20 protein-coding genes are annotated in these 24836 nt (G+C 38.1%); 7 read left to right on the top strand and 13 right to left on the bottom strand.

Annotation, left to right across the window (positions count from 1 at the left end):
• Positions 1–29 precede the first annotated feature (29 nt).
• The 3 genes from BCL90_RS14700 (at position 30) to BCL90_RS14690 (ending at position 2980) form a co-directional block, all read left to right on the top strand.
• A complete protein-coding gene (locus BCL90_RS14700) occupies positions 30–1916 on the top strand; it encodes an OmpA family protein (protein WP_121284760.1) in 1887 nt (628 codons plus the stop codon).
• Between the two features lie 12 nt (positions 1917–1928).
• Positions 1929–2225, top strand: a complete 297-nt coding sequence (locus tag BCL90_RS14695) for a hypothetical protein (RefSeq protein ID WP_121284759.1) — start codon at positions 1929–1931, stop codon at positions 2223–2225.
• 104 nt (positions 2226–2329) lie between these two features.
• A complete protein-coding gene (locus BCL90_RS14690) occupies positions 2330–2980 on the top strand; it encodes a YceH family protein (protein ID WP_121284758.1) in 651 nt (216 codons plus the stop codon).
• A 74-nt stretch (positions 2981–3054) separates the two neighbouring features.
• On the opposite strand, the gene BCL90_RS25925 is transcribed toward BCL90_RS14690, so the two are convergent.
• The 9 genes from BCL90_RS25925 to guaB form a co-directional block, all read right to left on the bottom strand.
• The gene (locus tag BCL90_RS25925) at positions 3055–3441 is read right to left on the bottom strand and encodes a transposase (RefSeq protein ID WP_208529881.1); all 387 of its coding nucleotides are present in this window, start codon (positions 3439–3441) and stop codon (positions 3055–3057) included.
• A 12-nt stretch (positions 3442–3453) separates the two neighbouring features.
• On the bottom strand, positions 3454–3723 hold the full coding sequence (locus BCL90_RS25920; protein WP_208529890.1) for an IS110 family transposase: 270 nt from the start codon (positions 3721–3723) through the stop codon (positions 3454–3456).
• A 463-nt stretch (positions 3724–4186) separates the two neighbouring features.
• Complete coding sequence (trxB, locus tag BCL90_RS14680) at positions 4187–5143, bottom strand: thioredoxin-disulfide reductase (protein ID WP_121284757.1); 957 nt, start codon at positions 5141–5143, stop codon at positions 4187–4189.
• A gap of 489 nt (positions 5144–5632) precedes the next feature.
• On the bottom strand, positions 5633–7261 hold the full coding sequence (locus BCL90_RS14675) for an acyl-CoA carboxylase subunit beta (RefSeq protein ID WP_121284756.1): 1629 nt from the start codon (positions 7259–7261) through the stop codon (positions 5633–5635).
• Between the two features lie 686 nt (positions 7262–7947).
• Positions 7948–8487 carry a hypothetical protein gene (locus tag BCL90_RS14670; protein ID WP_134380654.1) on the bottom strand — a complete coding sequence of 180 codons (540 nt, stop codon included), beginning with the start codon at positions 8485–8487 and terminating at the stop codon, positions 7948–7950.
• Positions 8488–8544: 57 nt separating this feature from the next.
• Complete coding sequence (locus BCL90_RS14665; RefSeq protein WP_121284754.1) at positions 8545–9006, bottom strand: MaoC family dehydratase; 462 nt, start codon at positions 9004–9006, stop codon at positions 8545–8547.
• A gap of 243 nt (positions 9007–9249) precedes the next feature.
• Complete coding sequence (locus tag BCL90_RS14660) at positions 9250–9843, bottom strand: LOG family protein (RefSeq protein WP_121284753.1); 594 nt, start codon at positions 9841–9843, stop codon at positions 9250–9252.
• A 384-nt stretch (positions 9844–10227) separates the two neighbouring features.
• Positions 10228–12807: a TonB-dependent receptor gene (locus BCL90_RS14655; protein WP_121284752.1), complete on the bottom strand. Its 2580-nt coding sequence runs from the start codon at positions 12805–12807 to the stop codon at positions 10228–10230.
• Positions 12808–13158: 351 nt separating this feature from the next.
• Positions 13159–14628 carry an IMP dehydrogenase gene (gene guaB, locus BCL90_RS14650; protein WP_121284751.1) on the bottom strand — a complete coding sequence of 490 codons (1470 nt, stop codon included), beginning with the start codon at positions 14626–14628 and terminating at the stop codon, positions 13159–13161.
• 248 nt (positions 14629–14876) lie between these two features.
• Between guaB and BCL90_RS14645 the strand changes: the two genes are divergently transcribed.
• The 3 genes from BCL90_RS14645 to ppnP are packed head-to-tail and all read left to right on the top strand — an operon-like array spanning position 14877 to position 19066.
• Positions 14877–16886 (top strand): DUF3858 domain-containing protein, encoded by a 2010-nt coding sequence (locus BCL90_RS14645; RefSeq protein WP_121284750.1) that lies wholly within the window; start codon positions 14877–14879, stop codon positions 16884–16886.
• The gene (locus BCL90_RS14640; protein WP_121284749.1) at positions 16886–18781 is read left to right on the top strand and encodes a DUF3857 domain-containing protein; all 1896 of its coding nucleotides are present in this window, start codon (positions 16886–16888) and stop codon (positions 18779–18781) included. Before BCL90_RS14645 ends, BCL90_RS14640 begins: the two co-directional genes overlap by 1 nt.
• Before the next feature lie 3 nt (positions 18782–18784).
• A complete protein-coding gene (gene ppnP, locus BCL90_RS14635; RefSeq protein ID WP_121284748.1) occupies positions 18785–19066 on the top strand; it encodes a pyrimidine/purine nucleoside phosphorylase in 282 nt (93 codons plus the stop codon).
• Positions 19067–19121: 55 nt separating this feature from the next.
• On the opposite strand, the gene BCL90_RS14630 is transcribed toward ppnP, so the two are convergent.
• Positions 19122–20393 carry a M16 family metallopeptidase gene (locus tag BCL90_RS14630; RefSeq protein WP_121284747.1) on the bottom strand — a complete coding sequence of 424 codons (1272 nt, stop codon included), beginning with the start codon at positions 20391–20393 and terminating at the stop codon, positions 19122–19124.
• On the bottom strand, positions 20386–21630 hold the full coding sequence (locus BCL90_RS14625; RefSeq protein ID WP_121284746.1) for a M16 family metallopeptidase: 1245 nt from the start codon (positions 21628–21630) through the stop codon (positions 20386–20388). Before BCL90_RS14625 ends, BCL90_RS14630 begins: the two co-directional genes overlap by 8 nt.
• Before the next feature lie 175 nt (positions 21631–21805).
• Here BCL90_RS14625 and BCL90_RS14620 point away from each other — a divergent pair, with 175 nt between their 5' ends.
• On the top strand, positions 21806–22930 hold the full coding sequence (locus tag BCL90_RS14620) for a CofH family radical SAM protein (RefSeq protein ID WP_121284745.1): 1125 nt from the start codon (positions 21806–21808) through the stop codon (positions 22928–22930).
• Between the two features lie 176 nt (positions 22931–23106).
• Here BCL90_RS14620 and BCL90_RS14615 read toward each other — a convergent pair whose 3' ends face one another.
• Entirely contained in the window at positions 23107–23994 is an 888-nt protein-coding gene (locus BCL90_RS14615; RefSeq protein ID WP_121284744.1) for a ferritin-like domain-containing protein, read from the bottom strand.
• Positions 23995–24013: 19 nt separating this feature from the next.
• Positions 24014–24751 carry a ferritin-like domain-containing protein gene (locus tag BCL90_RS14610; RefSeq protein ID WP_121284743.1) on the bottom strand — a complete coding sequence of 246 codons (738 nt, stop codon included), beginning with the start codon at positions 24749–24751 and terminating at the stop codon, positions 24014–24016.
• Positions 24752–24836: the final 85 nt, after the last annotated feature.

The following is a 24836-nucleotide window of genomic DNA, read 5'->3' as shown; positions in this document are numbered from 1 at the left end:
ACATTAGCTTTAATAACCAATGTTAATGTATGAGGTTTTGTCTATTCTTATTTTTGAGCCTATTCAGTTTTAATACTTTTGCTCAGGTTTCGGGTAATAAAAAAGCGCAAAACTTTTTCGAAAAAGCAAATCTATTCATTCAAAAGCAAGATTACACCTCGGCAGAACAGGTATTAAAAAGTGTTGTTGAAGCTGATCCTTTATTTCAAAATGCTTATATACTGCTAGCTGGAGTTTGCAAGGCACAAAAGGAATATCAGGATGCCAGAACGGCCTACGAAAAAGCGATATTAATTAATAAAGCGGTGGCTCCCGAAATTATTTATAACCTCGCAGAAACAGAATTTGCTACACAGGATTATTTAAAAGCAAAACAGCATTTTAGTGATTTTTTGATGCTAGATTCCTCATCTGATAGAGTAAGAAGAGCAAAAAAATACCTTTTAGACTGTGATTTTGCTACCATTGCAATAAAGAAACCGGTAAAATATAGCCCGATAAATTTAGGTGAAGGTGTAAATACAAATGATGCGGAATACTTCCCAGCAATAACTGCTGATGGCGAAACCCTGGTTTTTACCCGCCAGATTAATGGAAATGAAGATTTCTGGACGTCACAGCTTAAAAATAATTCATGGAGTATTGCTACTCCCTTGTCAAGCAAGATTAATACGACTAAGTACAATGAAGGTGCCCAAACCATTTCGCCTGATGGGAAATACCTGTTTTTTACAGGATGCAACCGACCAGATGGTTTAGGCAGGTGTGATATTTATGTTTCTCACCGTGAGGGGAAAGATTGGGGTGAGCCTTATAATGTTGGTCAGCCCGTTAATTCTGAATTCTGGGAGTCACAGCCTGCTATTAGCCCCGATGGACGGACTTTATATTTTATTAGCAACCGGCCTGGCGGATATGGTGGTTACGATATTTGGAAAAGTACCATTACTGATGATGCCAAATGGGAACCTGCCATTAATCTCGGGCCGGAGATCAATACGGTTTTCGATGAGAATACCCCTTTTCTGCACGTAGACGGTAAAACTTTGTATTTTTCTTCTAATGGTTGGCCAGGTTTCGGGAATAAAGATATTTATTATAGCAGAATGGATAATGAAGGCAAGTGGCAAAAGCCAATTAATATCGGATATCCAATCAACTCTTTCGAAGATGAGAGCGGCTTGGTAGTGAGTGCCAATGGCAATTCTGGATTATTCTCATCAAACTTAAAAGGTGGTTATGGCATGCAGGATATTTACAGTTTTGGCATCCCTGAAATAGCTAAACCGCTAAAGGTATCTTATGTGAAGGGAATTGTAAGAGACCTGGATACTAAAAAAACGATCGAAAGCAACGTTCAGGTCGTAGATCTGAAAACCAATAAAACTGTTTTCGATGATTATACCGATCCAGAAACTGGTCAATTTTTAGCTGTAATGCCTGTTGGAGGTAATTATTTGTTTAACGTAAATGCCGAAGGCTACATGTTTTATTCTGAAAACTTTGAGCTCAAAGCTGGGAACATTAATAAACCTTACCAGATTGAAGTTTACATTGAAAAAATAAAGCAAGGCGGAAATGTAACCTTAAGAAACATTTTCTTCGATACCAATAAGTTTAATCTTTTACCCGCCTCTATTCACGAATTGGATCTGCTTATTGATTTTTTGCATCAAAATGAAAAAGTACAGATTGAAATTCAGGGACATACCGATAATATTGGTGATGATAAATTGAACGAAAAGTTATCTTTTAATCGAGCCAACGCCGTTTACGAATACCTGATTAAAAAGAGTATTGATGCAAAAAGGCTTACCTTTAAGGGCTTTGGAGCAAGTAAACCGATCGCTAATAATAAAACTGAATCGGGCAGGAAAAACAATCGTAGAACTTCGTTTGTGATTACTAAAATATAGTACATTTTATTTATGGAAAAAGAGATTGAAATTGAAGATTACGATATAGAAATTATAATGTTGGAGCAATATAAGCATCTCAATATTATACTAGAAAATTCGTATTGTACAACTTGCAAAAAGACATCAACCATTACAAATTATAAATCTTATTTAAATAAATTGAATGATATTATTTTGAGAGGTTTTTGTCTTAAATGTGGAGGGCCTGTAAATCGGTATATCGAAACCGGAGAAAATATTCAAAGCGCAGCGGTTGCTGAGCATATTAAAAATGTGCTTAAAATTTCAAAGAATAAGAAGTTTTAGAAACTAGAATTTCTCTTTGGAACAATATTTTGTGTAACTCCTTATAAACAAATCGTTAACAAAATAATTTTCAAAAATGCTCAGCCAATTTATACTTTTATAACATGGACAATGTAAAACCACTACCCGACTTATCAGCAGAAGAACAACGTGTTTTAGGCTCTTTAATAGAAAAAAGCCGCACTACACCCGATTATTACCCAATGACTATAAATAGTTTAACGGCTGCATGTAACCAAAAAAGTTCGAGGAATCCTGTGGTAAATTACGATGAGGAAACCATAACTTTAACGCTAAACCAACTTAAAATAAAAGGTTTAATTTCCACAGCTACAGGAGGATCTAGTCGCGCAACAAAATATAAACATAATCTGGCTATTGTTTATCCCTTATTACCTTCGGAGTTGGCTATTATCTGTCTGTTGCTTTTACGTGGTCCATTAACACCCGGGGAAATTAATAGCAATTCGGGAAGATTATATGAATTTGAAAGTATAGAAGAAGTTTTAGAACAGCTTCAAAAATTATCAGATGAAGAACCTGTCTTTGCAAAACAACTGCCCAAGAAAGCTGGTCAGAAGGAAGCTCGTTTTGTGCATCTTTTAGGCGAACAGGCTGAAATCACTACAGCACCTGATACCGAAGCGGTAGCTGTATCGCAGTTTGATCCCACTGAACTGGAAAACAGAATAGAAAAATTAGAACTGGAAATTGAAGAATTAAAAGAGTTGGTTAATTTGTTGATGGATAAATAACTAGTTCATTAGTGTTTGTAACTCATCATCATAACTAAAAGTCAGTATGAGCGTAGTCGAAGATCCATGACAAATTAAGCTACAAGTGCTTTCATTTTAATTCCATGTTTTGAAACTAATCTAAGATAGATTTCTCCAAAGTTTTTATCATGTTTAACGGCTACTAAAGCAGGTAAATACATTGCCTTTCTAAGATGCCTGTTTCCCTTCTTAGATATTTTTGGTTTTCCTTTTACTGATGTTCCTGATTGTTTTTCTTTCACGTCCAAACCAGCATAACTTGTAAGTTGCTTTTTATTTCTGATCAGCTCAAACCCATTTGTTTCAGCCAAAATAATTATGACGGTAAGTTTCCCAATTCCTGTTATACTACAGATACGTTTTATTTCTGTGCTTAGATTAGCATCACCATTGACAATCATCTCCAAATCAGCTTTTATTTCTTTTTCTTGCTTATTCAACAGATGAATCCTTTAATTAAGTCGTTGCAGGCTGCGTTCATTCGGTTCCACTTCAGACTTTTCAGCATGGACCTGGTTCTTTACAACAACGCGTTCACTTACAATCTGGTCACGCTCTCTTGTAAGCTGTTGAAGCATATGAAAGATTTTCTTAGGCCTATGCCATTGATCAAGATTTCTTTCTAGTCCAAACTGTGCGATCGCCTCAGAACAACTTTTATCTGTTATGGTTTTGTTTTCAAGTGTTCGAATATAATTGCTGATTTTATTTGGTAGAACAATAGTTACTTCACGAAGCGTTTAGGTTAGGGCAGTCCCGCTCCCGCTTCTGCCAATTTGAAGAAAATTGGCATCCCGCTTCGATCGGGTTTAGGTGGCAAAGCCGGTTAAACTATTTGGGGTTGCAAGTTGCAGAAGAAACGATGGGGCACTACGCTATTAAACCTCTAATAGCTGCAGAAACCTATGTATATAAACCTGATTGCAATGGAAAGCACGCAAGCGAGGTACGAGTGCGGACTTGTAATAAAAAGCAGGACTAACAATAAAAAGAACTACTATGTTTGCTTTCCAAAAAAAATGGAGGTTTTATAAAATAAGATTTGCTTTAATAGATCTCGACTACGTTGCACCCGATTGAGCTATAGGATTCGCTCGATACGATCGGGCGTGATCGAGAGGACGACTCTATAAAAAAAGAGAAACCATAACTGATTTCTCTTTTTAAAATATTCTAAAGATATGATTAAGCTTCTACTGGATGTTCTTTAGCGGCCAAATACCTTTCAGCATCAAGCGCAGCCATACAACCAGAACCTGCAGCGGTTACCGCCTGACGGTAATACATATCCTGCACATCGCCACAGGCAAAAACGCCTTCTATATTGGTTAAAGTAGACCCTGGTTTAGTAGTTAAATAACCGGTTTCATCCATATCTAACTGGCCTTTAAAAATATCGGTATTAGGTTTATGACCAATAGCCACGAAGAAACCTTCTACGGCGATATCAGATTCGACACCTGTTTTGTTATTTAAAACTTTAACTGCAGTTACATTTTTGCCGTTACCTAGAATTTCCTGCGTTTCGGTATTGTAATGAACCACAATATTTGGGGTTGCCAATACGCGGCTAACCATCGCTTTAGAAGCTCTGAATTCATCTCTACGCACCAATAAGTGCACAGTTTTACAAAGTTTTGCTAAATAAGTTGCTTCTTCGGCTGCCGTATCTCCGGCACCTACAATAGCAACATCCTGGCCTTTAAAAAAGAAACCATCGCATACTGCACAGGCAGAAACACCAAAACCATTGTATTGTTGTTCACTTGGTAAACCTAACCATTTAGCAGTAGCACCGGTAGCAATAATTACGGTATCAGCTGTAATGGTTTTAATTTCGTCAACCACTACTTTATGTGGTGTTGAAGAGAAATCTACCGAACTTACATAACCGAAACGGATATCGGTACCAAAACGCTCTGCCTGCTTGCGGAAATCTTCCATCATTTCTGGCCCCATAATTCCTTGCGGGTAGCCTGGAAAATTTTCTACATCCGTAGTTTGCGTAAGCTGTCCGCCAGCTTGCATTCCGGTATACATTATTGGCTTTAAATCAGCTCTGGCAGCATAAATTGCAGCAGTATAACCTGCAGGGCCTGAACCTATAATTAAACACTGAACGTGCTCGTTTTCTTGTGACATTATATAGTGTGTTTGAAATTCATTAATCGTAGCACAAATTTAACGCTTTAAATAATTGTTAGCAAATGCGCTTTGTCAACATAGTTTACTTATTAACAGTTAAGGGTGGGGCGCATGGCGAAAAGCGCTAAGCTGATAGCGTTTGGCGCATGTCACTAAACTCAGGTGTATTCAGGTGGCTTAGGTGGTAAAAAATATCTTCGTGGTGTCAGATGTTACCATCTGACACCACATCAAAAAATATTATTTTAAATCAAGCCTAATTAAATAGATCGTTTTTTCACTTCTGAAATACTTTTGGCTTTTAGATTTAATGCTTGTAATCTCATTTGCGCTAATGAAACATTAATTTTTTTTAAGTTAACTTTCCTACCTAACTGATCCATTTCCGAAAATGATATTTTGTAATTCATGCTTGATTATCAATACTCTTACGCTAAAAAGGAATTATAAACTATCAGATGGTAACATCTGACAGCACTTATGAAACTAAGTTTGTATCACTCCTACATTAAACTTCCTGGTAATCGGCGATTGGTTGGCCGCCTCTATTCCCATCGAAATTACTTTCCTGGTTTCTAAAGGATCGATTATCCCATCAACCCAAAGCCTGGCTGCTGCATAATAAGGTGTGGTTTGACTATCGTATTTATCGGTAATTTCTTTTAACAATTCGGCTTCTTTCTCTGGTGTAATTACCTCTCCTTTTGCTTTCAAAGAGGCTTGTTGAATCTGCAACAATGTTTTTGCCGCCTGTGAGCCACCCATTACGGCAATTTTTGCTGTTGGCCAGGCATAAATCAAACGTGGATCGTAAGCTTTACCGCACATTGCATAATTACCAGCACCATAAGAATTGCCCAAAACAATGGTGAATTTTGGCACAACAGAATTGGCAACTGCATTTACCATTTTAGCACCATCTTTAATAATGCCGCCATGTTCTGACCGGCTGCCCACCATAAAACCAGTAACATCCTGTAAAAAAACCAATGGAATTTTCTTCTGGTTACAATTCATAATAAAACGAGTAGCTTTATCGGCACTGTCAGAATAAATTACGCCACCAAATTGCATTTCACCCTTTTTCGACTTCACTACTTTACGCTGATTGGCTACGATCCCCACTGCCCATCCATCAATACGGCCTAAACCACAAACAATACTTTGTCCGTAGCCTTTTTTATATTCTTCAAATTCTGATCCATCAACCAGACGGTTAATGATATCCATTATTTCGTAAGGTTTATCCCGGTTTTCAGGAAGGATACCATACAGTTCTTCTTCTTTCTCTTTGGGTTTAGCAGGCTTGATACGATCGAAACCTGCATGCTGAGGTGCGCCCAGCATACTCATGATGTTTCTGATGCTATCTAAGCAAGCCTGATCATTAGGATGTTTATAATCGGTAACGCCAGAAATCTCGCAATGTGTGGTGGCACCACCTAAAGTTTCATTGTCCACTTCTTCCCCTATGGCTGATTTTACCAGGTAAGAACCTGCTAAAAAAACAGATCCGGTTTTATCCACAATCATCGCTTCATCGCTCATAATGGGTAAATAGGCTCCTCCCGCAACGCAAGCTCCCATAATGGCCGAAATCTGCACAATCCCTTCAGACGACATGATGGCATTATTACGGAACATCCTCCCAAAATGTTCTTTATCTGGAAATATTTCATCTTGCATGGGCAAGTATACCCCTGCACTATCAACCAGGTAAATTACGGGCAAACGATTTTCCATGGCAATTTCCTGCGCGCGGAGGTTCTTTTTCGCAGTCATCGGAAACCAGGCCCCAGCTTTCACAGTAGCATCATTGGCTACAATCATACATTGCCTGCCACTTACATAGCCGATAACACATATTACTCCTGCAGATGGACATCCGCCCTGCTCGGCATACATGCCATCAGCGGTAAAGGCTCCGACTTCTAAAAAGTCAGAATCTTTATCAATTAAATAAGCAATCCGTTCGCGGGCCAGCAGCTTACCTTTCTCTTTTTGTTTTGCAGCGTTTTTTTCGCCACCTCCCAGGTATATTTTTTTGAGTCTGGTTTTCAGTTCGTAAACCAACTGTTTATTTACATCCTCGTTTTTGTTGAATTCGATATTCATGGAGGCAATTTAAATTTAATTTTAGAAAAACAATATTGACCAAAACGGTTTCTGGTCTAAGGGAAGGTTTAACAGCAAAGCGCACTAAGTTTTTTTAATACCGTTACTTCAACCGCAAAGTATGCAAAGGATAGTTGCAAAGAGCGCTAAGTGTTTTACCACAACGTTCACAGAGATAAAGGCACAGAGGGCATAGCATTGATATATATGTGTTTTTCAGTTTATCCCTGGCTTTTTTTACCGCAAAGCACGCAAAGAAAAGTCCGTAGAGCATGCTAAGTGTTTTTACCACAAAGTTCACAGAGATAAAGGCACAGAGGGCATAGCGTTGAGAATATATATGTGTGTTTTCAGTTTATCCCTGGCATTTTTACCACAAAGCACGCAAAGGATAGTCGCAAAGCATGCTAAGTCTTTTTAACCACAGAGATCACAAGGAAAAGGAACAGAGGACATAGAGTTTGGATTATGTGAAAAATCTTCGTGTTTTCCGTGGGTCCATGGCTTTTTTTACCGCAAAGTACGCAAAGGATCGCCGCAAAGAGCGCTAAGTGTTTTTAACCACAGAGATCACAAAGGAAAGGCACAGAGGACATGGAGTAATTAATGAGAAGTTTGGTTAACCCCGAAAATGCAGAGCTTGTTAAAAAGCGCCAATCGCATAACGCCGGACGCTGATCTCTTAACTACTCTTGATACACTACTCCGTCAATTTTTATTTTTTGATATTTTTCTGCCCAGCCTTTGCCTTTGATATATTTTACTTCAGATGGATGCCCTTTTAAATTGGGATGATAAATGGGATCGAATGAAAAAGTCATTTCCTGATCTGATTTTTGAACTACAGTTACTTCATTATCATTCTCATCCTTTTCGCCAGTGGTAAAAAACTTATCGCCTATTTTAGCATTAAAATCAGCACGAATGTAGGTTTTAGTAGGGCTATCGGGGTAACTTTCCACTAATCTATTCCTTTCATCGATCCGCAGATATACAGTACTACTCGCATCGCCACCAACCAGGGAATAAAATTGGTAAAAAAGTTTTTTGTTGATCCTTACGGTGTCTTTAATCTCGGTATAAGATTGAGCATTCATATACCATAAATTACCAATCTGCATGGGTAAAAATGAATCGGCTGCCGAATTTTGATCTTTACTCGTTTGGCAAGACATGATAAACAGACTGAATAAAATAAAAATTAAGGAGTTTAGTTTTTTGATCATGAGCGAATCTGTTTTCTTATTTACGTTAAAGATAAACAATTCGCTGTATTGTAATCGTTAATTCACAAAATGATACAAGAAAACTACCTCTCCGCTAAAGGCAGGCTTTTTCTGATCTTCAATTTCCATTTCGATGGCCATGTTTACCTTGGTTACTCCACGTAGGTTAATAATTGAAGCCAATTTAGCTTTTAACCTAACCTTACTGTTAACCGTTACGGCTTGCGCGAACCTTAAACTTTCTATCCCATAGTTGATCTCCATTTTTAAGTTTTGAATATCAACAATTTCTTTCCATAAATAAGGAATTAAGGATAAGGTTAAATAACCGTGTGCAATGGTTGCTTTAAATGGTCCTTCGTTTTGTGCCCGCTCTTCATCAACATGAATCCATTGATGGTCTAATGTAGCGTCGGCAAATTTGTTGATCTGTTCTTGTGTAATGGTATGCCATGAAGAAATGCCTAATTCCTTGCCAAGGTATTGTTCAAATTCTGCGTGGGAGGTAATGATTTGCATTTTGGTTATATTTAAGCGCCGAGCGTTATGCGGCTGGCGGGTTGATAATTGCTTTTTTAGAGTTGATTAATGTTTTTTAGGTTCATTTGGATATAGATGTTTTTTGGCTGATGGTTCATGGTCTTATAGCTCATAGTCAAAGTCTACAACCGGCCTATTAACTATTGACCATGAACTATTGACTATCAGCCATGAACCATTAAACTATTAACGATGATCCATAAGCAACTGGCTATCCTGCAGTTAACTCAAGTTCCTATCCCTAAACCAAACCTCGTCCGGAATAGCAGAAAAATCGTCCATCTTATTGATTAAAATTTCAGCATCTGCTTCGTTAAAAACCAGGTCGCGGTTGGCAGGTTTCAAAAATTTACTTTGCACCATGATATCCATCTGAGCAAATAATGGATCATAAAAACCATTTACATTTAAAACGCCAATAGGTTTGTGATGCAAGCCAAGCTGTAACCAGGTTAATACTTCAAAAAATTCTTCGAGTGTTCCAAAGCCGCCGGGTAAAATCACAAATCCATCACTTAAATCGGCCATTTTCTGTTTTCTCTGGTGCATATTTTCAGTCACGATCATTTCAGTTATTCCCTTATGTCCAACTTCTTTATCCATTAAAAACTGAGGGATGATACCAGTAACCGAACCGCCAAGTTCCAGTACATCGTTGGCTAGAACCCCCATCACCCCAACACTACCGCCACCATAAACCAACTTAATCTGCTGTTTTACTAAAGTTTCTGCTAACTGTTTTATCGCATTGCGTAACTGTATATCTCCGTTAAAGTTTGAGCCACAGTACACACAAACAGATTTAAGCTTATTCATTTTTTTAAAATTTACCGAAGTTAAGATTTTATCGGCTTTCTATAAATTTTAATTCTGCACAAAGCTGTTACAGGACCCCTTATTTTAATTAAACCTTTTAGGTTTAAAAAAAACTACAAGGTTTGATCGTATAATTTTTTTCCAAGAACCACCGACTTTCGACTTTGTTAAATAAACCTGATTGAAGAGAAAGCCCACAGCGCAGCGAGGACTTGAAACGGAAAGCAGGACAGCTGCTCCCGATTAGTACCAGCCCTCTCATTTTCTAACTAATATTGACCACCTAAGCCAACTGGGGACAATAAGTATTTTTAGCACAAAAAAGGAGCGGCATTACACCACTCCTTCTAACCAAATATAAGAGAGAAAAGATTAATTGAGAGATTAGAAAGCAAAACGGATAGTTGCGCCATAAGTCCTCGGATCGCCCAATACCCCCGCATACAAACCGGAGTTACCTGCAGCAGCCTGTAATTGCTCGTAATAGTTTTTATTTGCGATATTTCTGCTCCAAACAAATAAAGAAAACTTATCTGATTTAAAACCTAACCTTGCATTAAATAAAGCATAACCTTTAACATTTAGTACGCTTGATGGCGTAGGATTTGAAGAGTATTCTGAACGGTAACTGGCATCACCAGCGACGAAATACCTGCCTTCTCTAGTTGCTAAATTACCAGGGGTACTGAGTTCCGAACCACCTGAAATATTCCATTTTGAAATACCAGGTAACCTACCTCCGGAAGCATCTTTAAATGCTACTTGCGTAGCAACTCCATTTACCAATTCCGTATGTCCGGTTTCTTCTAAAGGAAGAGGTGCATTTGTAAACTTTACATATTTGCCATCTAAATAAGCCAAAGCAGCATTTAAAGTTAAAAACCGCTCTAACTGATAAGTACCATCAATTTCCAATCCTTTTACCCTTACTTTTTCAGCATTTGCCAGATAGCCTCTATTTACACCCAATTGTGGAGACTGAACATTGGTCTGGTAATCTTTAATATCAGTATTAAATAAACTAAGATTCACGATAGCACCTTTAAATGGCTTTGTTTTAGCACCCAGCTCATAATGTTGAACATACTCCGGTTTAACCACCGCTACAGATAAATCGGCTGCGCCAGTTGAGGTAGTTGGCAAACCGCCTACGTTAACACCAACGGGTTTGTAAGCAGTAGAGAAAGTTCCATAAACATTTAAGTTATGCGTTGGGCGGTACGATACGGTAAAGTTACCTGATAAATTGTTGTTGTCTACCTTGGTCGTAAACTGCTGATTGGCATATACCGCCGCTTTAAGCGCCAATAATGCTGCATCAGTGGTCTGTAAACCACCATAGGTAACCCTGTCGTAATCAACATCTTTTTTATCATAAGTATACCTTAAACCTGGCAATACGTGCAGGTTTTTGAAAACTTCCCAATCAACCTGTGCAAAAACAGCAGCACTTAACGATTTGATGGTAGAATTGGTTTTAATTCCAAAGCCATCTAACAAACCAGGGGTTGAATATAAAGCCTGACTGCCTGTATTACTGGTTTGTACAAATCTCCACTGATCTTTACCTACTTCTTCTGTTTGTGCCAATCCTTTTAAATTCTGGCCCAGGAAATAAACACCGATTACTCCACTTAATTTCTCAGTAATATTACCCGCATATCTTACCTCCTGTGAGTATTGATCGTGACGTGAGGTACCCTGCGATTTGGTTAGCGCCGCTAATTCTGAGAAATCCCGATCATTTGTAGGATCCCAGTTCCAAAATCGCCAGGCGGTGGTTGAAGTAAGCGTTCCATTGCCGATTTTGTAATCTACATTTAATGATATACCACCGATTGATTGATTGTGCCTCCAGGGGGTATTGGTATTGATCTCCCTTGAAAAAGGATCGATTTTAGGTTGTTGATAGCCTAAATCAGACACAATTCTGGCATACTGGCGGTAAGCACTTCTTTCAGTCGTAGTTACACCGGCAATGACCAAAGGATAACCTGCCGGATGCTGAATACTTACATCGCCGCTTAACAATACCTGTAATTTCTCCGAAGGACTATAATATAGCTGCCCTTTAAAGCCGAGATTATTCTGTCCGCTGTACTTGCGCTCTTCCCTGGTGTTCCAGATGGTACCATCACGTTGTGTACCCGAAATGGAGATTTTTGCAGCAAGATCTTTTGCAAGTGCGCCGGAAACTGATGTTTTAGCCTGAATAAAATTATAATTCCCTGCGCTCAATTCTATTTTTGCACTTGGTGTTAAAGTTGGTTTACTCGTAGTGATGTTAAATGCACCTGCTGTTGTGTTTTTACCAAATAAAGTACCTTGTGGGCCACGTAAAATTTCGATCTGCTCAATATCAAGAAAATCAGTAGAGGTAGCAGCCGGACGTGCATGGTAAACACCATCTACATAAAACCCTACTCCAGGATCGATACCATCATTGGTTAAACCAAAGGTAGACCCTAAACCCCTGATATTTAAAGTGGTATTTCTGGCATTAGAAGCATATAACTGTACAGAAGGTACCAATTCCTTCAAACGGTTAACATTAAAAGCACCAGCATTTTCTGCAGCACGGCCACCAATAACAGTAATTGGAATGGGTACATCCTGTAAAACCTCTGAGCGCCTTCTGGATGTTACCACGATTTCATCTAATAGCGCATTTTCTACTAAAACCAGTTCTATGGGCGTCTCCTGAAGTTTTAATATCTGAAAATCCTGTGGTTTATAACCCACCGAACTTACCTGAAGGTAAAATGGTGTTTCTTGTTTTACATTAATGCTGAAGACACCATTTTCATCGGCCACTACAGCTTGGTTTGTTCCCCTCACCTTTATGGTTGCATTCGGGATGGTGGTGCCATTGCTTGTTTTAATTACACCGGTTACTGCACTTTGGGCAAAAGCGAAACCTGCCGAAAGTAAAAATGAAAAGAGAAAAAGTAAACTTTTGTTCATAATTATGTTGATAGTTTGTTTAAATGCGGTTGATTAATGACCCGTTGGAATTATGCGATTACTGTTTTAGAATGGCTACAACAACAATACGAGTGCGTTTTTTGAATTGCTTTCATAATTACTATATAAATACTATAGATTTAGTAGACAAATATATTAAAAAATATTATCCTCCAAATTTTATTTTGTGATTTTTATAAATAGCCGCAAACCCTCGCAGGTTTTAAAAACCTGCAAGGGTTAAATAGAAAAACGAGTCTATCGTAAACCGATGACCCGTTTTTCTATTTATTAGGAAAGATTGAGTAAATATTACCTTCAACCTTCTCCCTCTTACCTTCTGCCTTAACCCTATCTGGTGTAATTAGGTGCTTCTTTGGTGATAGTGATATCGTGTGGATGACTTTCGCGCATACCTGCAGCAGTAATCTGTACAAACTGTGCTTCTTGTAAAGCTTCAATATTTGCGGCTCCACAATACCCCATGCTTGCACGTAAACCACCAATGTATTGGTACATTACTTCAGCCAAGGTACCTTTAAATGGTACGCGACCAACAATACCTTCAGGAACTAACTTTTTAATATCGTCTTCAACATCCTGGAAATAACGGTCTTTAGAACCTTGCTCCATCGCTTCAATTGAACCCATTCCGCGGTAAGATTTAAATTTACGTCCTTCGTAAATAATGGTTTCACCCGGCGATTCTTCTACTCCTGCAAATAACGAACCCGCCATTACGGTACTTGCTCCTGATGCAATTGCCTTAGCAATATCACCAGTATGTTTAATACCACCATCAGCAATTACTGGTACACCTGTACCTTTCAATGCTTTAGCACATTCGTAAACGGCATATAACTGAGGAACACCAACACCGGCAATAATTCTGGTGGTACAAATAGATCCCGGACCTATACCTACTTTAACAGCATCAGCACCAGCATCAGCCAGGAATTTTGCAGCAGCACCAGTAGCAATATTACCAACAATCACCTGTAATTCAGGGTATTTAGCTTTTACTTCTTTTAATTTATCAACTACTCCTTTAGAGTGACCGTGAGCAGTATCGATGGTAATTACATCAACTCCGGCTGCAACTAAAGCATCAACCCTTTCAATGGTATCGGCAGTTACGCCAACGGCGGCACCTACACGTAAACGGCCCCGTTCATCTTTACAGGCAACAGGATAATTTTTTACTTTCGAAATATCTTTAAAGGTGATTAAACCACTGAGGTAACCATCTTTGCTTACTACGGGAAGTTTCTCGATTTTGTGGTTCTGAAGAATTTCTTCTGCCTGTACTAAAGTAGTACCTTCTGGTGCAATGATTAGATTATCTTTTGTCATTACTTCAGAAATCGGCCGCTTCATATCTTTTTGGAAACGTAAATCTCTGTTTGTAATAATTCCAACCAGTTTATTATCGCTGCTTACAACCGGAATGCCACCAATTTTATGCTCTTTCATGATCTTGAAAGCATCGGCTACAACAGCTGTTTCCAATAAGGTAACGGGATCCTGGATCATACCACTTTCTGAACGCTTAACTTTGCGTACTTCTGCAGCTTGTCTTTCTATGGTCATGTTTTTATGTAACATCCCGATGCCACCATTTTGTGCAATTGCAATGGCAAGTTCAGCCTCTGTTACGGTATCCATTGCGGCAGAAATCAATGGAACATTAAGTTTGATTTTTTTTGTTAAAAAAGTGGATGTATTTACTTCACGGGGCAGAATTTCGGAATATGCAGGCACTAATAGTACGTCGTCGTACGTTAAACCTGTGGCGATAAATTTTGTGGAATCGAGTTGCATAGCAAATAAATTAGGATTTATTATTTGCCAGGCAAAGATACGAAAATAATGCGAAAACAAAAGCGTCGAGTTAAAATTACTTAAATATTAAGCTTGCCTGACAATTCCAGACCCTGGATTTAATTAAGCATTATTTTCTTTGTTGCGCTTGCCTATATCTATAAAAATCAAACCTGTTAGACGAAAATTATTTCAAAATAATTCGGAGAATGTTTTTATACTTGCAGAACCAAACAACTAATTTTATAATGCAGAAAAATGCTCTCAAATTTCTGACTTTAATGCTTTGCATTGGAGTTAGCACCGCCTATGCCCAAACTACTCAACCTGTAAAAAGAGAATTTAAGTTTGGTAAAATTGCACCAACAGAATTCGAAGTAAAAGCCTCGGGACAAGACTCTTCGGCTTCGGCGATTAAACTATTCGATGTTGGCGATTGCTATTTTGAAATAGGCCAGTCTTTAGGTGGATTTGTTTATGTTTTTGAAAGGCACATACGTTATAAAATCTTAAATAAAAACGGTTATGATCTTGCCAATTTTAAAATCGAACTTTACAAAAGCAATAACTCTAGGAAAGAAGACCTTAACTACATGGATGCTGCAACCTATAACATGGTTGATGGTAAAATGGTGACCAGCAAACTTAACAAAGATGCCAAGTTTACCGAAGAGTTTAACCAAAATTATGTGATCAAAAAGTTTGCACTTCCTAACGTGAAAGAAGGTTCGATCATTGAATTTAAATATAAGATCAAATCAGATTTTATTTTTACGTTACGCGGCTGGCGGTTTCAATCAAGTGTTCCTACACTTTGGTCGGAATATAATGTGAGAATACCAGAGTACCTGACTTATAAGAATAACATAAGTGGGTATTATTATCAGATCGATCATCCGCTTCATCAAGATGTAAATGCAAGCTACTTATCAGGCGTGCATTCTACCGCTGTTTATGATAAATATTGTGCTGCTAATGTACCTGCGTTGAAAGAGGAGCCGTATGTAACCACCATGGATGATTATACTCCTAAAATCGAATTTGAACTTAGGGCGACCCAATTCCCAGGCACGATTTACGAAGACTTTAATGGTTCGTGGTCAAAAATTATTAATGGGTTGGCTAGAGATGAAAAATTTGGCGGTTTTATTAATAAAAATAGTTATGCCAAATCGGTGCTTCCGGGCATTCTAAAAGGAGAAAAAGATACCCTTGCCGCTGTAAAACTCATTTTAAACTATGTTAAAAACAACTTAAAATGGAATAAAGAATACTCGGAATATGCTAAAGAAACCAGTCCAAAAAGCATTTTCGAAAAGAAAACAGGTTCGTCTGCTGATATTAACCTTTCCTTGTTAAGTTTATTAAAAGAAGCGAAAATTGAGTCCTATCCGGTGCTGATCAGTACAAGAAAAAATGGAGAACACCCAGGATATCCACTAGAATCGGCGTTTAATAATGTAATTGGCGTTACCCAGATCGGGAATACACTTTATTATCTTGACGCAACAGATAAGGATTTACCTGCCGGAATGTTGGATTACGAAAACCTGAGCCACCGAGGCTTTTACATAGATTTAAAAAATAACGATGGCAAATGGCTTTCTACCGAACCGAATATACCGAGCGAAAAGATTTTTGTGTATAATATGGTGCTGGATAAAGAGCATAAACTATCGGGAACAATCAACCAATATTCTAAAGGTTATGCAGCCTTAAACCTGCGCAATAAATATAGGACTACTAATAACGAAACAGAATTTGTTAAAAACTTCAAAAAAGACAAAACAGGCCTTGAAGTTTCTGCTTACAAAATCGACAACCTCGACAATCTTGATGAACTGTTGACAGAAAGCATGGATGTTACAATTGAGGATAATGTTGAGGAAGCCGGCAACCTGGTATACTTCACCCCGCTCCTTTTTGAGAGAACAAAAGAAAATTTATTTAAACTGGAGCAGCGTAAATTCCCGGTTGATTTTGCCTATCCATTTAAAGAAAGCTACCGCATTACAGTAAACTTTCCTGAAGATTATGAAGTAGATAAACTTCCTAAAGGAGGTATTTACAAACTTCCGGAAGAGAGCGGAACCTTTACCATTAATTATATAGCAGAAGGCAAAACCTTGATGGTAAAAAGCAGCATCAACGTCAACAAATCGCTTTATACGCCAGAAGAATATTTCGATTTAAAAGAATTATTTAAAACAGTTGTAGAAAAACAGGCTGAACAAATTGTATTTAAAAAGAAAGGATAATGAAATATTATTTAAGTTTAGCGCTTTCGCTTTTGGGTATTAATACTGTGTTTGCACAGACAGATTATGATGTAGCAAAAATTCCCGAAAACCTGAAAAAAGATGCAATTGTGGTGATCAGGAATGAAGAATCACTTTTTGATGTTAAGGGATTGGGAGCAGCAAAAATGGATTATAAAATAGCAATTACCATTTTAAACAAAGCAGGCGACCAATATGGAGAAATGGCAGAGGTTTATGATAAATTCAGCAGCATATATAACATCAAAGCGACCCTTTACGATGCTGCAGGCAAAAAAATAAAAGACTATAAAAGTTCTGATATTAATGACCAAAGCCTGATTTCCGATTTTTCGATCTTTGAGGACAATAGGATGAAGCTCTTAAAATTTGTAAGTATAACCTATCCGTACACCATAGAATATAGCTATAGCCAGGACTATAACGGACTACTTTATTTCCCTTCGTGGCGAGACCTGAAAGGTTTTGGCGTATCGGTAGAAAAATCGGCCTACACCATTCAAAGGGCAAAGAACTACAAAATGAGGTACATTACGAGTTCGAATTTAAAGACCGACTCGGTAATTAATGGAGAAAAAGTACAGTATAAATGGAAAAGTGCCAATGTTAGTGCAGTTGCTGAAGAGCCTTTAAGTACAGGGATTGATAATATTGCTACCTGGGTTAAAGCTGCTCCAAATCAGTTCGAATATGATGGCTCGACAGGTAATTTCGATAACTGGAAAAATTTTGGTTCGTGGTTGTTTACGTTAAATCAAGGTGGAAATAAGCTTCCGGAAGCAACCAGGTTAATGGTACAGAATTTAATTAAAGACGCTAAAACATCAAAAGAAAAGATCCGGATTCTATATAACCATTTGCAGCAAAACACCCGTTATGTAAGTGTTCAACTAGGAATAGGTGGCTTCAGGCCTATTTTAGCCGAAAAAGTGGCACAGGTGAATTACGGCGATTGTAAAGCGCTTTCTAATTATATGAAGGCTTTATTAAACGAAGCAGGAATTCCCTCAAATTTAATCGTTATTGGAAATGATATGCCCAGTTTAAACCCCAATTACTCGAGTGTGGGGCAGGCCAACCACATGATTTTATGTGTTCCTCTTCCAAAAGACACTACCTTTTTAGAATGCACCAGTCAATATAAACCAATGGGATTTATTGGCTATAGCAATTCTGACCGGAATGTATTAATGGTAACTGAAGACGGAGGGAAAATAGTGCATACCCCAGTTTACAATGCCAGGGAAAATTATCAGATCAGAAAAACCAAAATTATATTGGCAGAAGATGGTACGGCCAGTTCTGAAATAAAATCAACCTATGGCAACGCACAATTTGAAGAAAATTTTTCGATGACTTTAATGGAACCTGTTGATCTTAGGAAAAAAATAATTGAAGAAAGTTCCATTCCGATGGCTGAGCTGGTTAGTTATAAGTATGCACAGCCAGACAAAACGGTGCCTGTGCTAACAGAAGAGATTAACTTTAAAACCAATCCACTATTAACCAAAGGTGGAGATAAGTTGTTTTTAGTGGTCAATCAGGTTAACCGTCGAGAAAGCGTTCCGCTTAAAGTAGAGGGAAGAAAAACATACTTCGCTGTTCCCTTTAGTTATAATGATGATGATGAAATTAGTTACATCTTACCAAAAGGATACAATGTAGAGTTTATTCCAAAAGATATTACCATTACTTCGGAGTTTGGGTCGTACAGCGCTAAATTCAGTATAAAAGACAATACGATTGTTTATAACCGCACGCAAACCATGAATAATAAAAAGTACCCACCAGAAAAATATGGGGAGTATGTAGATTTTTATAAAAAGATCTATCAGGCCGATAAACAAAAAGCTGTTTTAGCTAAAACCTTATAAATTATGATTACTGAAAACCAATATTTTGATGGCAACGTTAAATCGCTGGGTTATGAAACCGCTGAAGGCAAATCGACTGTTGGCATTATCAATCCGGGAGAATATACCTTTGGTACGGATCAAAAAGAAATTATGCTTGTTATAGAGGGTAAATTAGAAGCCTTACTTCCTGATGCCAATGAATGGCAAAGCATTAAAGCAGGCGATAAATTCGAAGTTCCCGCAAATTCATCGTTTAAAGTAAAAACGACTATACAAACGGCATATTTATGCCAGTATAGGTAGTTTAAAAAGAAGTCAGGTTTTAAAAACTTGACTTCTTTAATTAAGCTATTCGCACTTACTTATTCCCAATGACTACTTCAGTAAAATGATCTGTAGTCAGGTATTTATTCGCCATGGCAAGTAATTCTTCAGCAGTAATGGTCTTAACTGTCTCTATATATTTGGCATAGTAATCGTAATCCAATCCTGCGAAATAAATATTCTTGAATTTATCGGCATGGGAGAAAACGTTCTCCAAACTGCCCAACATAGAACCCAGCATGTAGTTCCGAACCAGGTTCAGTTCCTTGTCCCCTACCAGTTCAGTTTTCAATATCTCGATCTCTTTATAAATCTCAGTTAATGCAGCCGCACACACATCAGCACCAACTTCGGTAGCGATAAAAAGATAACCTGCCTGCTGCAGCGAAGAAACCCCTGAACCAATGCCATAAGTATAGCCTTTATCTTCACGGATATTGTTCATTAAACGCGAACCAAAATACCCACCTAAAACGGTATTTAGAATCTGAAGTCCCGAGAAATCTTCATGTTTACGGTTTATGGCCAATTGACCAATCCTGATAGCAGACTGCAAAGCTTCTGGTTTTTCGGTATAAATAGTCTGTTTTGCAGTTGCGGCAAAATCAAAACTGTTTTTTATTGCATTGCTCTTTTCCCAATCTTTACCAAAGGCATCGTTTAGCAAATTAAAACTTGCCTCATCAAACTTTCCGGAAACAATAATGGTGCAGTTGTTAGGTGCATAAGCCGCTTTAAAATAATCAACCAGGTCTTCACGTTTTAAACCATCATAATGTTCAGCCTGTATATTTACACCATAGGCGGTATTACCAAATAAAGCGTGCGCAAACTCCTTTCTCGCGAGAATATCGTTTTTCTTGAGGTTTACCTGCAGTTTTTGTTTCTGGTTTTGGATGTAAATATCAAGTTCCTGCTGTGGAAACTGACTTTCTGATAGAACATCTTTCACAATCGGTAATACCGAACGTAAATGTTTATTTAAAGTATATAACGTAACCGAAGATTGATCCTGGACATATTCTGTTTGGAAAAATGCACCATAAAAATCAATTTGTTCGGCTATCTCTTTTGCCGATAATTTATTTGTTCCATTATTGATCAATGCGCTCACTGCAATAGCCTGCAATGGTTTTTCGGATTTCCAGTTAACATTATCGAAAATAAATTCGATACGCACCAGATCCTGTTCGCCAGAATAGATAGTGAAAACGGATATACCATTATCTAATACTTTTTTCTCCGGATGGATAAAATTTATTGTCGATACCTGCTTAAAATCAGGCGCCTGTTGTCTGTTAAGCATTTTCTTCAGTTAAGTAATATAAAGTAGATGATGATTTATGGTTAAAAGTTTCGTTAGATATCCTTTTGATATCTTTTGCCTCTACTTTTAAAAATTCTTCCGTTTCCTGGTTCAACATAGCAGCATCGCCCAATAGTTCGTAGTAAGCCAGGTTCATCGCTTTATCAAGCAGGCTCATCTCAGAAAACACGAGTACTGATTCTACCTTATTCTTTACCTTAGTTAATTCAGTTTCAGAAACGAGTTCGTTCTTTAATTTTTCCAGTTCAGCCCAGATTGCCTTTTCGGCAGTTTCAATTGTAATCCCCTCAACCAGTTTACCCTCAACAATAAACAAACCCGGATCTAAACTACTTGAAATATAGGCGTTGATATCGCTGAAAAGTTTTTGTTCTTTCAACAGGCTATTGTACAAACGCGAAGACTGTCCCCGTGATAAAATATCGGATAATAAATCAAAGGCGTAATAATCCTGATTTAATCTTCCCGGTATTTTAAAAGCCATATAAATCGCATTTAAGGGTACATTAGCCCTAACCGTTTCTTGCCTGGCTTCAGTTTGAGAATCTTCCTGAATTAAATTTCGATTATATTTCTCACCTGCCGGAATTGGTTCGAACCATTTTTCAGCCATTTTTTTCACATCTGCTGTTTTCACATTTCCGCCAACAACCAAAATTGCATTTTGTGGCGTATAATGTTTTTTGAAAAATGCTTTTACATCATCCATTGTTGCATTTTCAATATGCGAAAGTTCTTTACCAATAGTTGCCCATCGGTAAGAGTGCTTTTTATAAGCCAGTGGACGCAATTTTAACCAAACATCACCATAAGGCTGGTTAAGGTAACGTTGCTTAAATTCCTCGCTTACTACATTCCTTTGCGTATCTAAACTTTTTTCAGAAAAAGCAAGGCTGAGCATCCGGTCGCTTTCCAGCCAAAATGCCGTTTCTATGTTTTCTGCAGGCAGCGTGATGTAATAATTCGTAATATCATTGCTCGTAAAAGCGTTGTTCTCACCACCTACCCGCTGCAAAGGTTCATCGTAATTCGGAATATTTACCGATCCGCCGAACATTAAATGCTCAAATAAATGTGCAAAACCGGTTTTTTCAGGATCCTCATCACGGGCACCCACATCATATAAAATATTTAAAACTGCCATTGGCGTTGTTGCATCTTCATGCACCAAAACTTTTAAACCATTGGCAAGTGTAAAACGATTAAAATCTACCATATCTAATTTTAGAACCGTAAAGATATTGTTTTAAGGGAAATTGAAAGATGGAAAATGTAATAGGGAAGATAAAAAAGCAAAACATACGAAAAATTACTTCTTAAACACACCAATCTTTTACTAAAGACTGACGACTTGGGACTCACGACTAAGGACTTTTCTTTATCTTTGTAATATGAATACAGCCGATTTACTGCAAAGGGCATTACATTTCGATTTTTTGAGCCTTGAAGAAGGTGTACATTTATACCATCATGCTGATACTGCATCGTTAATGTTTGTGGCGAATGAATTGAGGAAGATTCAGGTACCCAGTGGAAAAGTAACCTGGCAGATCGACCGTAATGTAAATACCACCAACGTTTGTATTGCCAACTGTAAATTCTGTAATTTCTTCCGCAGGCCTGGCCACGACGAAAGTTACATTACTGATATTGAAACGTATAAGGTAAAGATTGAAGAGACTTTCCGTTTAGGTGGAGATCAATTGTTATTGCAGGGCGGCCATCACCCCGATTTGGGTTTAGCATTTTATGCTGACCTATTCAAAAAACTAAAAGAATTATATCCTGATTTAAAACTGCATGCTTTAGGTCCGCCAGAAATTGCACACGTTGCAAAACTTGAGGGTATGACGCATACCGAAGTATTAAAAGTATTAAAGGAAGCCGGCATGGATTCTCTGCCTGGCGCTGGTGCAGAAATTTTAAACGACCGCGTAAGGCGTTTAATTTCAAAAGGTAAATGTGGTGGACAAGAATGGCTTGATGTAATGCGTGCATGCCATCAATTAGATATTACCACATCAGCAACCATGATGTTCGGCCATGTTGAAACCATCGAAGAGCGTTTTGAGCATTTGGTTTGGATCCGCCAGGTACAGAGTGAAAAACCAGCGGACGCAAACGGATTTCTGGCCTTTATTCCCTGGCCTTTCCAGGATGACGGCACTTTATTAAAGAGGTTACGTGGAATCAGCAACAATGTAACAGCTGATGAATATATCCGTATGATTGCCTTGAGCCGCATCATGTTGCCAAATATTAAAAATATTCAGGCGAGCTGGTTAACGGTTGGAAAAGCTACTGCACAGCTTTGTTTACATGCAGGTGCTAACGATTTTGGATCGATTATGATTGAAGAAAATGTAGTATCGGCTGCTGGTGCACCGCACCGGTTTACCGCAAACGGCATTCAACAATCAATTAAAGCGGCAGGTTTCGAACCGCAGTTACGAGGACAAAAATATAATTATAGGGATTTGCCTGAACATTTAGAAGAGCAGGTGATTACGTACTAATGTAAAATGGATGATGTGAGATGGATGATGGAAAATGCATTTTATTGTACGCGTAAATCCTAAAAACCTATCATCTTAAAAATCTTATTCAAAAAAGGGAAGTAAAACCAAGTTCTACCTCCCTACCTTAAACCAAACATTACCTAATTAATAATGTGAATATGTTTGTTTATACACTATAATTTTTTTCCGTCCCTTAAGAATAAGTTCGCAATAGTTACTACACTCGCTTTATCTAAAGGCTCGTCAAAACTTTCAACCGCTGCAGCTTTGGTTATGCCTGCATTGCCACCTATTCCCACAATGTTTGCACCAGCTTGTACGGTTAAATCTTCACCAGCATATACCGCATCAACAGCAGCTACCCCTGAATCATTTGCCTGCCCTGAAGCACCAAGACTAACCCATGGTTTGTATACTGCTGTACCAGCTGCTGTACGCATTTGACGGATATGCGAAGCATGACGTGCTTCTACGGAATGGATTTGTAAAGCGGTTTGCAATACAGGACTACCTAATAAGGCTCCTGCCTGACCTTTGTACGCTCTAACTCCTGTATCTTCAAAACCTTGTGCTACAGCCAAAAAAGTATTATAATCAGAATATACCGAAGCAAATGCTCCACCAGCCCTAAAATCGGTATCTGCGTATGCAATAGGAGCACGGGCAGAACTTCCCAAAGCGCCTACCAATAAATCAACGTGCGCTTTTTCGTGATCACGAATGATAGTAATAGCTGCTTGGCTGGCCGCATTAGGAAAATTAAAGGTAACATCGGTTACCGATGATCCTGCAGTTTTGCCTACAATACAGTGATTATAAAAATGGTATTCTAAATACTCTAACGATAAAGCAAAGTTTAATACATCAACAACCGCAGTAGGTAAAGCTGTTTGTCCGTATGCTTTTTGAAACATTGAACCCAGAGCCAGCGGCATAGCAGCTAAAGAGATTTTTTTGCCCATGTTGAAAAAGCTTTTCATTGCGGCCCTTCTCGGATTTAAACGCTCATAGATTTCACCGTCAACTTTTTCAATTTCTTCTAATATATTTACGATATTCATGATTTTCTGATTTTAAAAATTAAAGATTGATTACATTAATTTTGGTTTTAACATATTTTCCAGCAATGGCTAATACCTTATCGGGCGTTAATGCGGCGTCTAAACCACCTGCGTTATTAGCACCGAGTGCAGTAAGACTATTAAGATCAGCAAATGTTCCATTTGAGACTAAATCACGTACATAAGCTGCGTGGCGGGCTTCAACTGAAACAATCTTACCGGCTAACAGCAAATATGTTGCATTTTTCAATCTTGATCCGGCACCATTATAAGCAGCAACACCTAAATCTTCAAAAGCCATAGCGGCACTTAGAACGCTTGCTTCGCTGGTAAAATCAATTGATGAGAAATCTACCTGTAAACTGCCGATTGCAGATGTGGTTAGAGCTGCTTTGAAAAATTCTCTATGTGCAATTTCGTGAAACTGAATATCCTGAAAATATGCCTTTTTTGCTGCAGCATTTGACCCAGTAAATTGGGTATTACTATTGGCAACCTGAATATAGAATGCAGCTTCCAGTTGCTCTAAAGCATAAGCATAATTTAATACCCCAATATCATCTTTAAAATCTAAGGTTGCGCCTCCATTCATACTTGGGTTTTCATAACCGCGGTCTTTTTTACAACCAGCTGCTACCAAAGCAATACCTGCAGCACCTGCACCTGCATACTGAAGAAAGGATCTTCTGCCTACAGTTTTGTCAAATAAACTTTCTTCCCGAAGTTCACCTTTTGTTTTTAGTTCATTGTTTTTCATAGTACTCTATGTTTTAGTGGTTTTGAATTCGTTTGATGATACATACGTGACAATCAAAACGCTGGTTTTTTTGATTTGTATTTTT

The organism is Pedobacter alluvionis, from assembly GCF_003664035.1.
GTDB lineage: Bacteria > Bacteroidota > Bacteroidia > Sphingobacteriales > Sphingobacteriaceae > Pedobacter > Pedobacter alluvionis.
Note: the sequence above shows the minus strand (reverse complement) of the source record. Positions and strands in the feature narration are given on the sequence as shown.

Excerpts from the sequence above, each read along its gene's own strand:
- BCL90_RS14700 (WP_121284760.1), top strand. The coding sequence starts at position 30 with ATGAGGTTTTGTCTATTCTTATTTTTGAGCCTATTCAGTTTTAATACT.
- BCL90_RS14695 (WP_121284759.1), top strand. The coding sequence starts at position 1,929 with ATGGAAAAAGAGATTGAAATTGAAGATTACGATATAGAAATTATAATG.
- BCL90_RS14690 (WP_121284758.1), top strand. The coding sequence starts at position 2,330 with ATGGACAATGTAAAACCACTACCCGACTTATCAGCAGAAGAACAACGT.
- trxB (WP_121284757.1), bottom strand. The coding sequence starts at position 5,143 with ATGTCACAAGAAAACGAGCACGTTCAGTGTTTAATTATAGGTTCAGGC.
- BCL90_RS14675 (WP_121284756.1), bottom strand. The coding sequence starts at position 7,261 with ATGAATATCGAATTCAACAAAAACGAGGATGTAAATAAACAGTTGGTT.
- BCL90_RS14670 (WP_134380654.1), bottom strand. The coding sequence starts at position 8,487 with ATGATCAAAAAACTAAACTCCTTAATTTTTATTTTATTCAGTCTGTTT.
- BCL90_RS14665 (WP_121284754.1), bottom strand. The coding sequence starts at position 9,006 with ATGCAAATCATTACCTCCCACGCAGAATTTGAACAATACCTTGGCAAG.
- BCL90_RS14660 (WP_121284753.1), bottom strand. The coding sequence starts at position 9,843 with ATGAATAAGCTTAAATCTGTTTGTGTGTACTGTGGCTCAAACTTTAAC.
- BCL90_RS14655 (WP_121284752.1), bottom strand. The coding sequence starts at position 12,807 with ATGAACAAAAGTTTACTTTTTCTCTTTTCATTTTTACTTTCGGCAGGT.
- guaB (WP_121284751.1), bottom strand. The coding sequence starts at position 14,628 with ATGCAACTCGATTCCACAAAATTTATCGCCACAGGTTTAACGTACGAC.
- BCL90_RS14645 (WP_121284750.1), top strand. The coding sequence starts at position 14,877 with ATGCAGAAAAATGCTCTCAAATTTCTGACTTTAATGCTTTGCATTGGA.
- BCL90_RS14640 (WP_121284749.1), top strand. The coding sequence starts at position 16,886 with ATGAAATATTATTTAAGTTTAGCGCTTTCGCTTTTGGGTATTAATACT.
- ppnP (WP_121284748.1), top strand. The coding sequence starts at position 18,785 with ATGATTACTGAAAACCAATATTTTGATGGCAACGTTAAATCGCTGGGT.
- BCL90_RS14630 (WP_121284747.1), bottom strand. The coding sequence starts at position 20,393 with ATGCTTAACAGACAACAGGCGCCTGATTTTAAGCAGGTATCGACAATA.
- BCL90_RS14625 (WP_121284746.1), bottom strand. The coding sequence starts at position 21,630 with ATGGTAGATTTTAATCGTTTTACACTTGCCAATGGTTTAAAAGTTTTG.
- BCL90_RS14620 (WP_121284745.1), top strand. The coding sequence starts at position 21,806 with ATGAATACAGCCGATTTACTGCAAAGGGCATTACATTTCGATTTTTTG.
- BCL90_RS14615 (WP_121284744.1), bottom strand. The coding sequence starts at position 23,994 with ATGAATATCGTAAATATATTAGAAGAAATTGAAAAAGTTGACGGTGAA.
- BCL90_RS14610 (WP_121284743.1), bottom strand. The coding sequence starts at position 24,751 with ATGAAAAACAATGAACTAAAAACAAAAGGTGAACTTCGGGAAGAAAGT.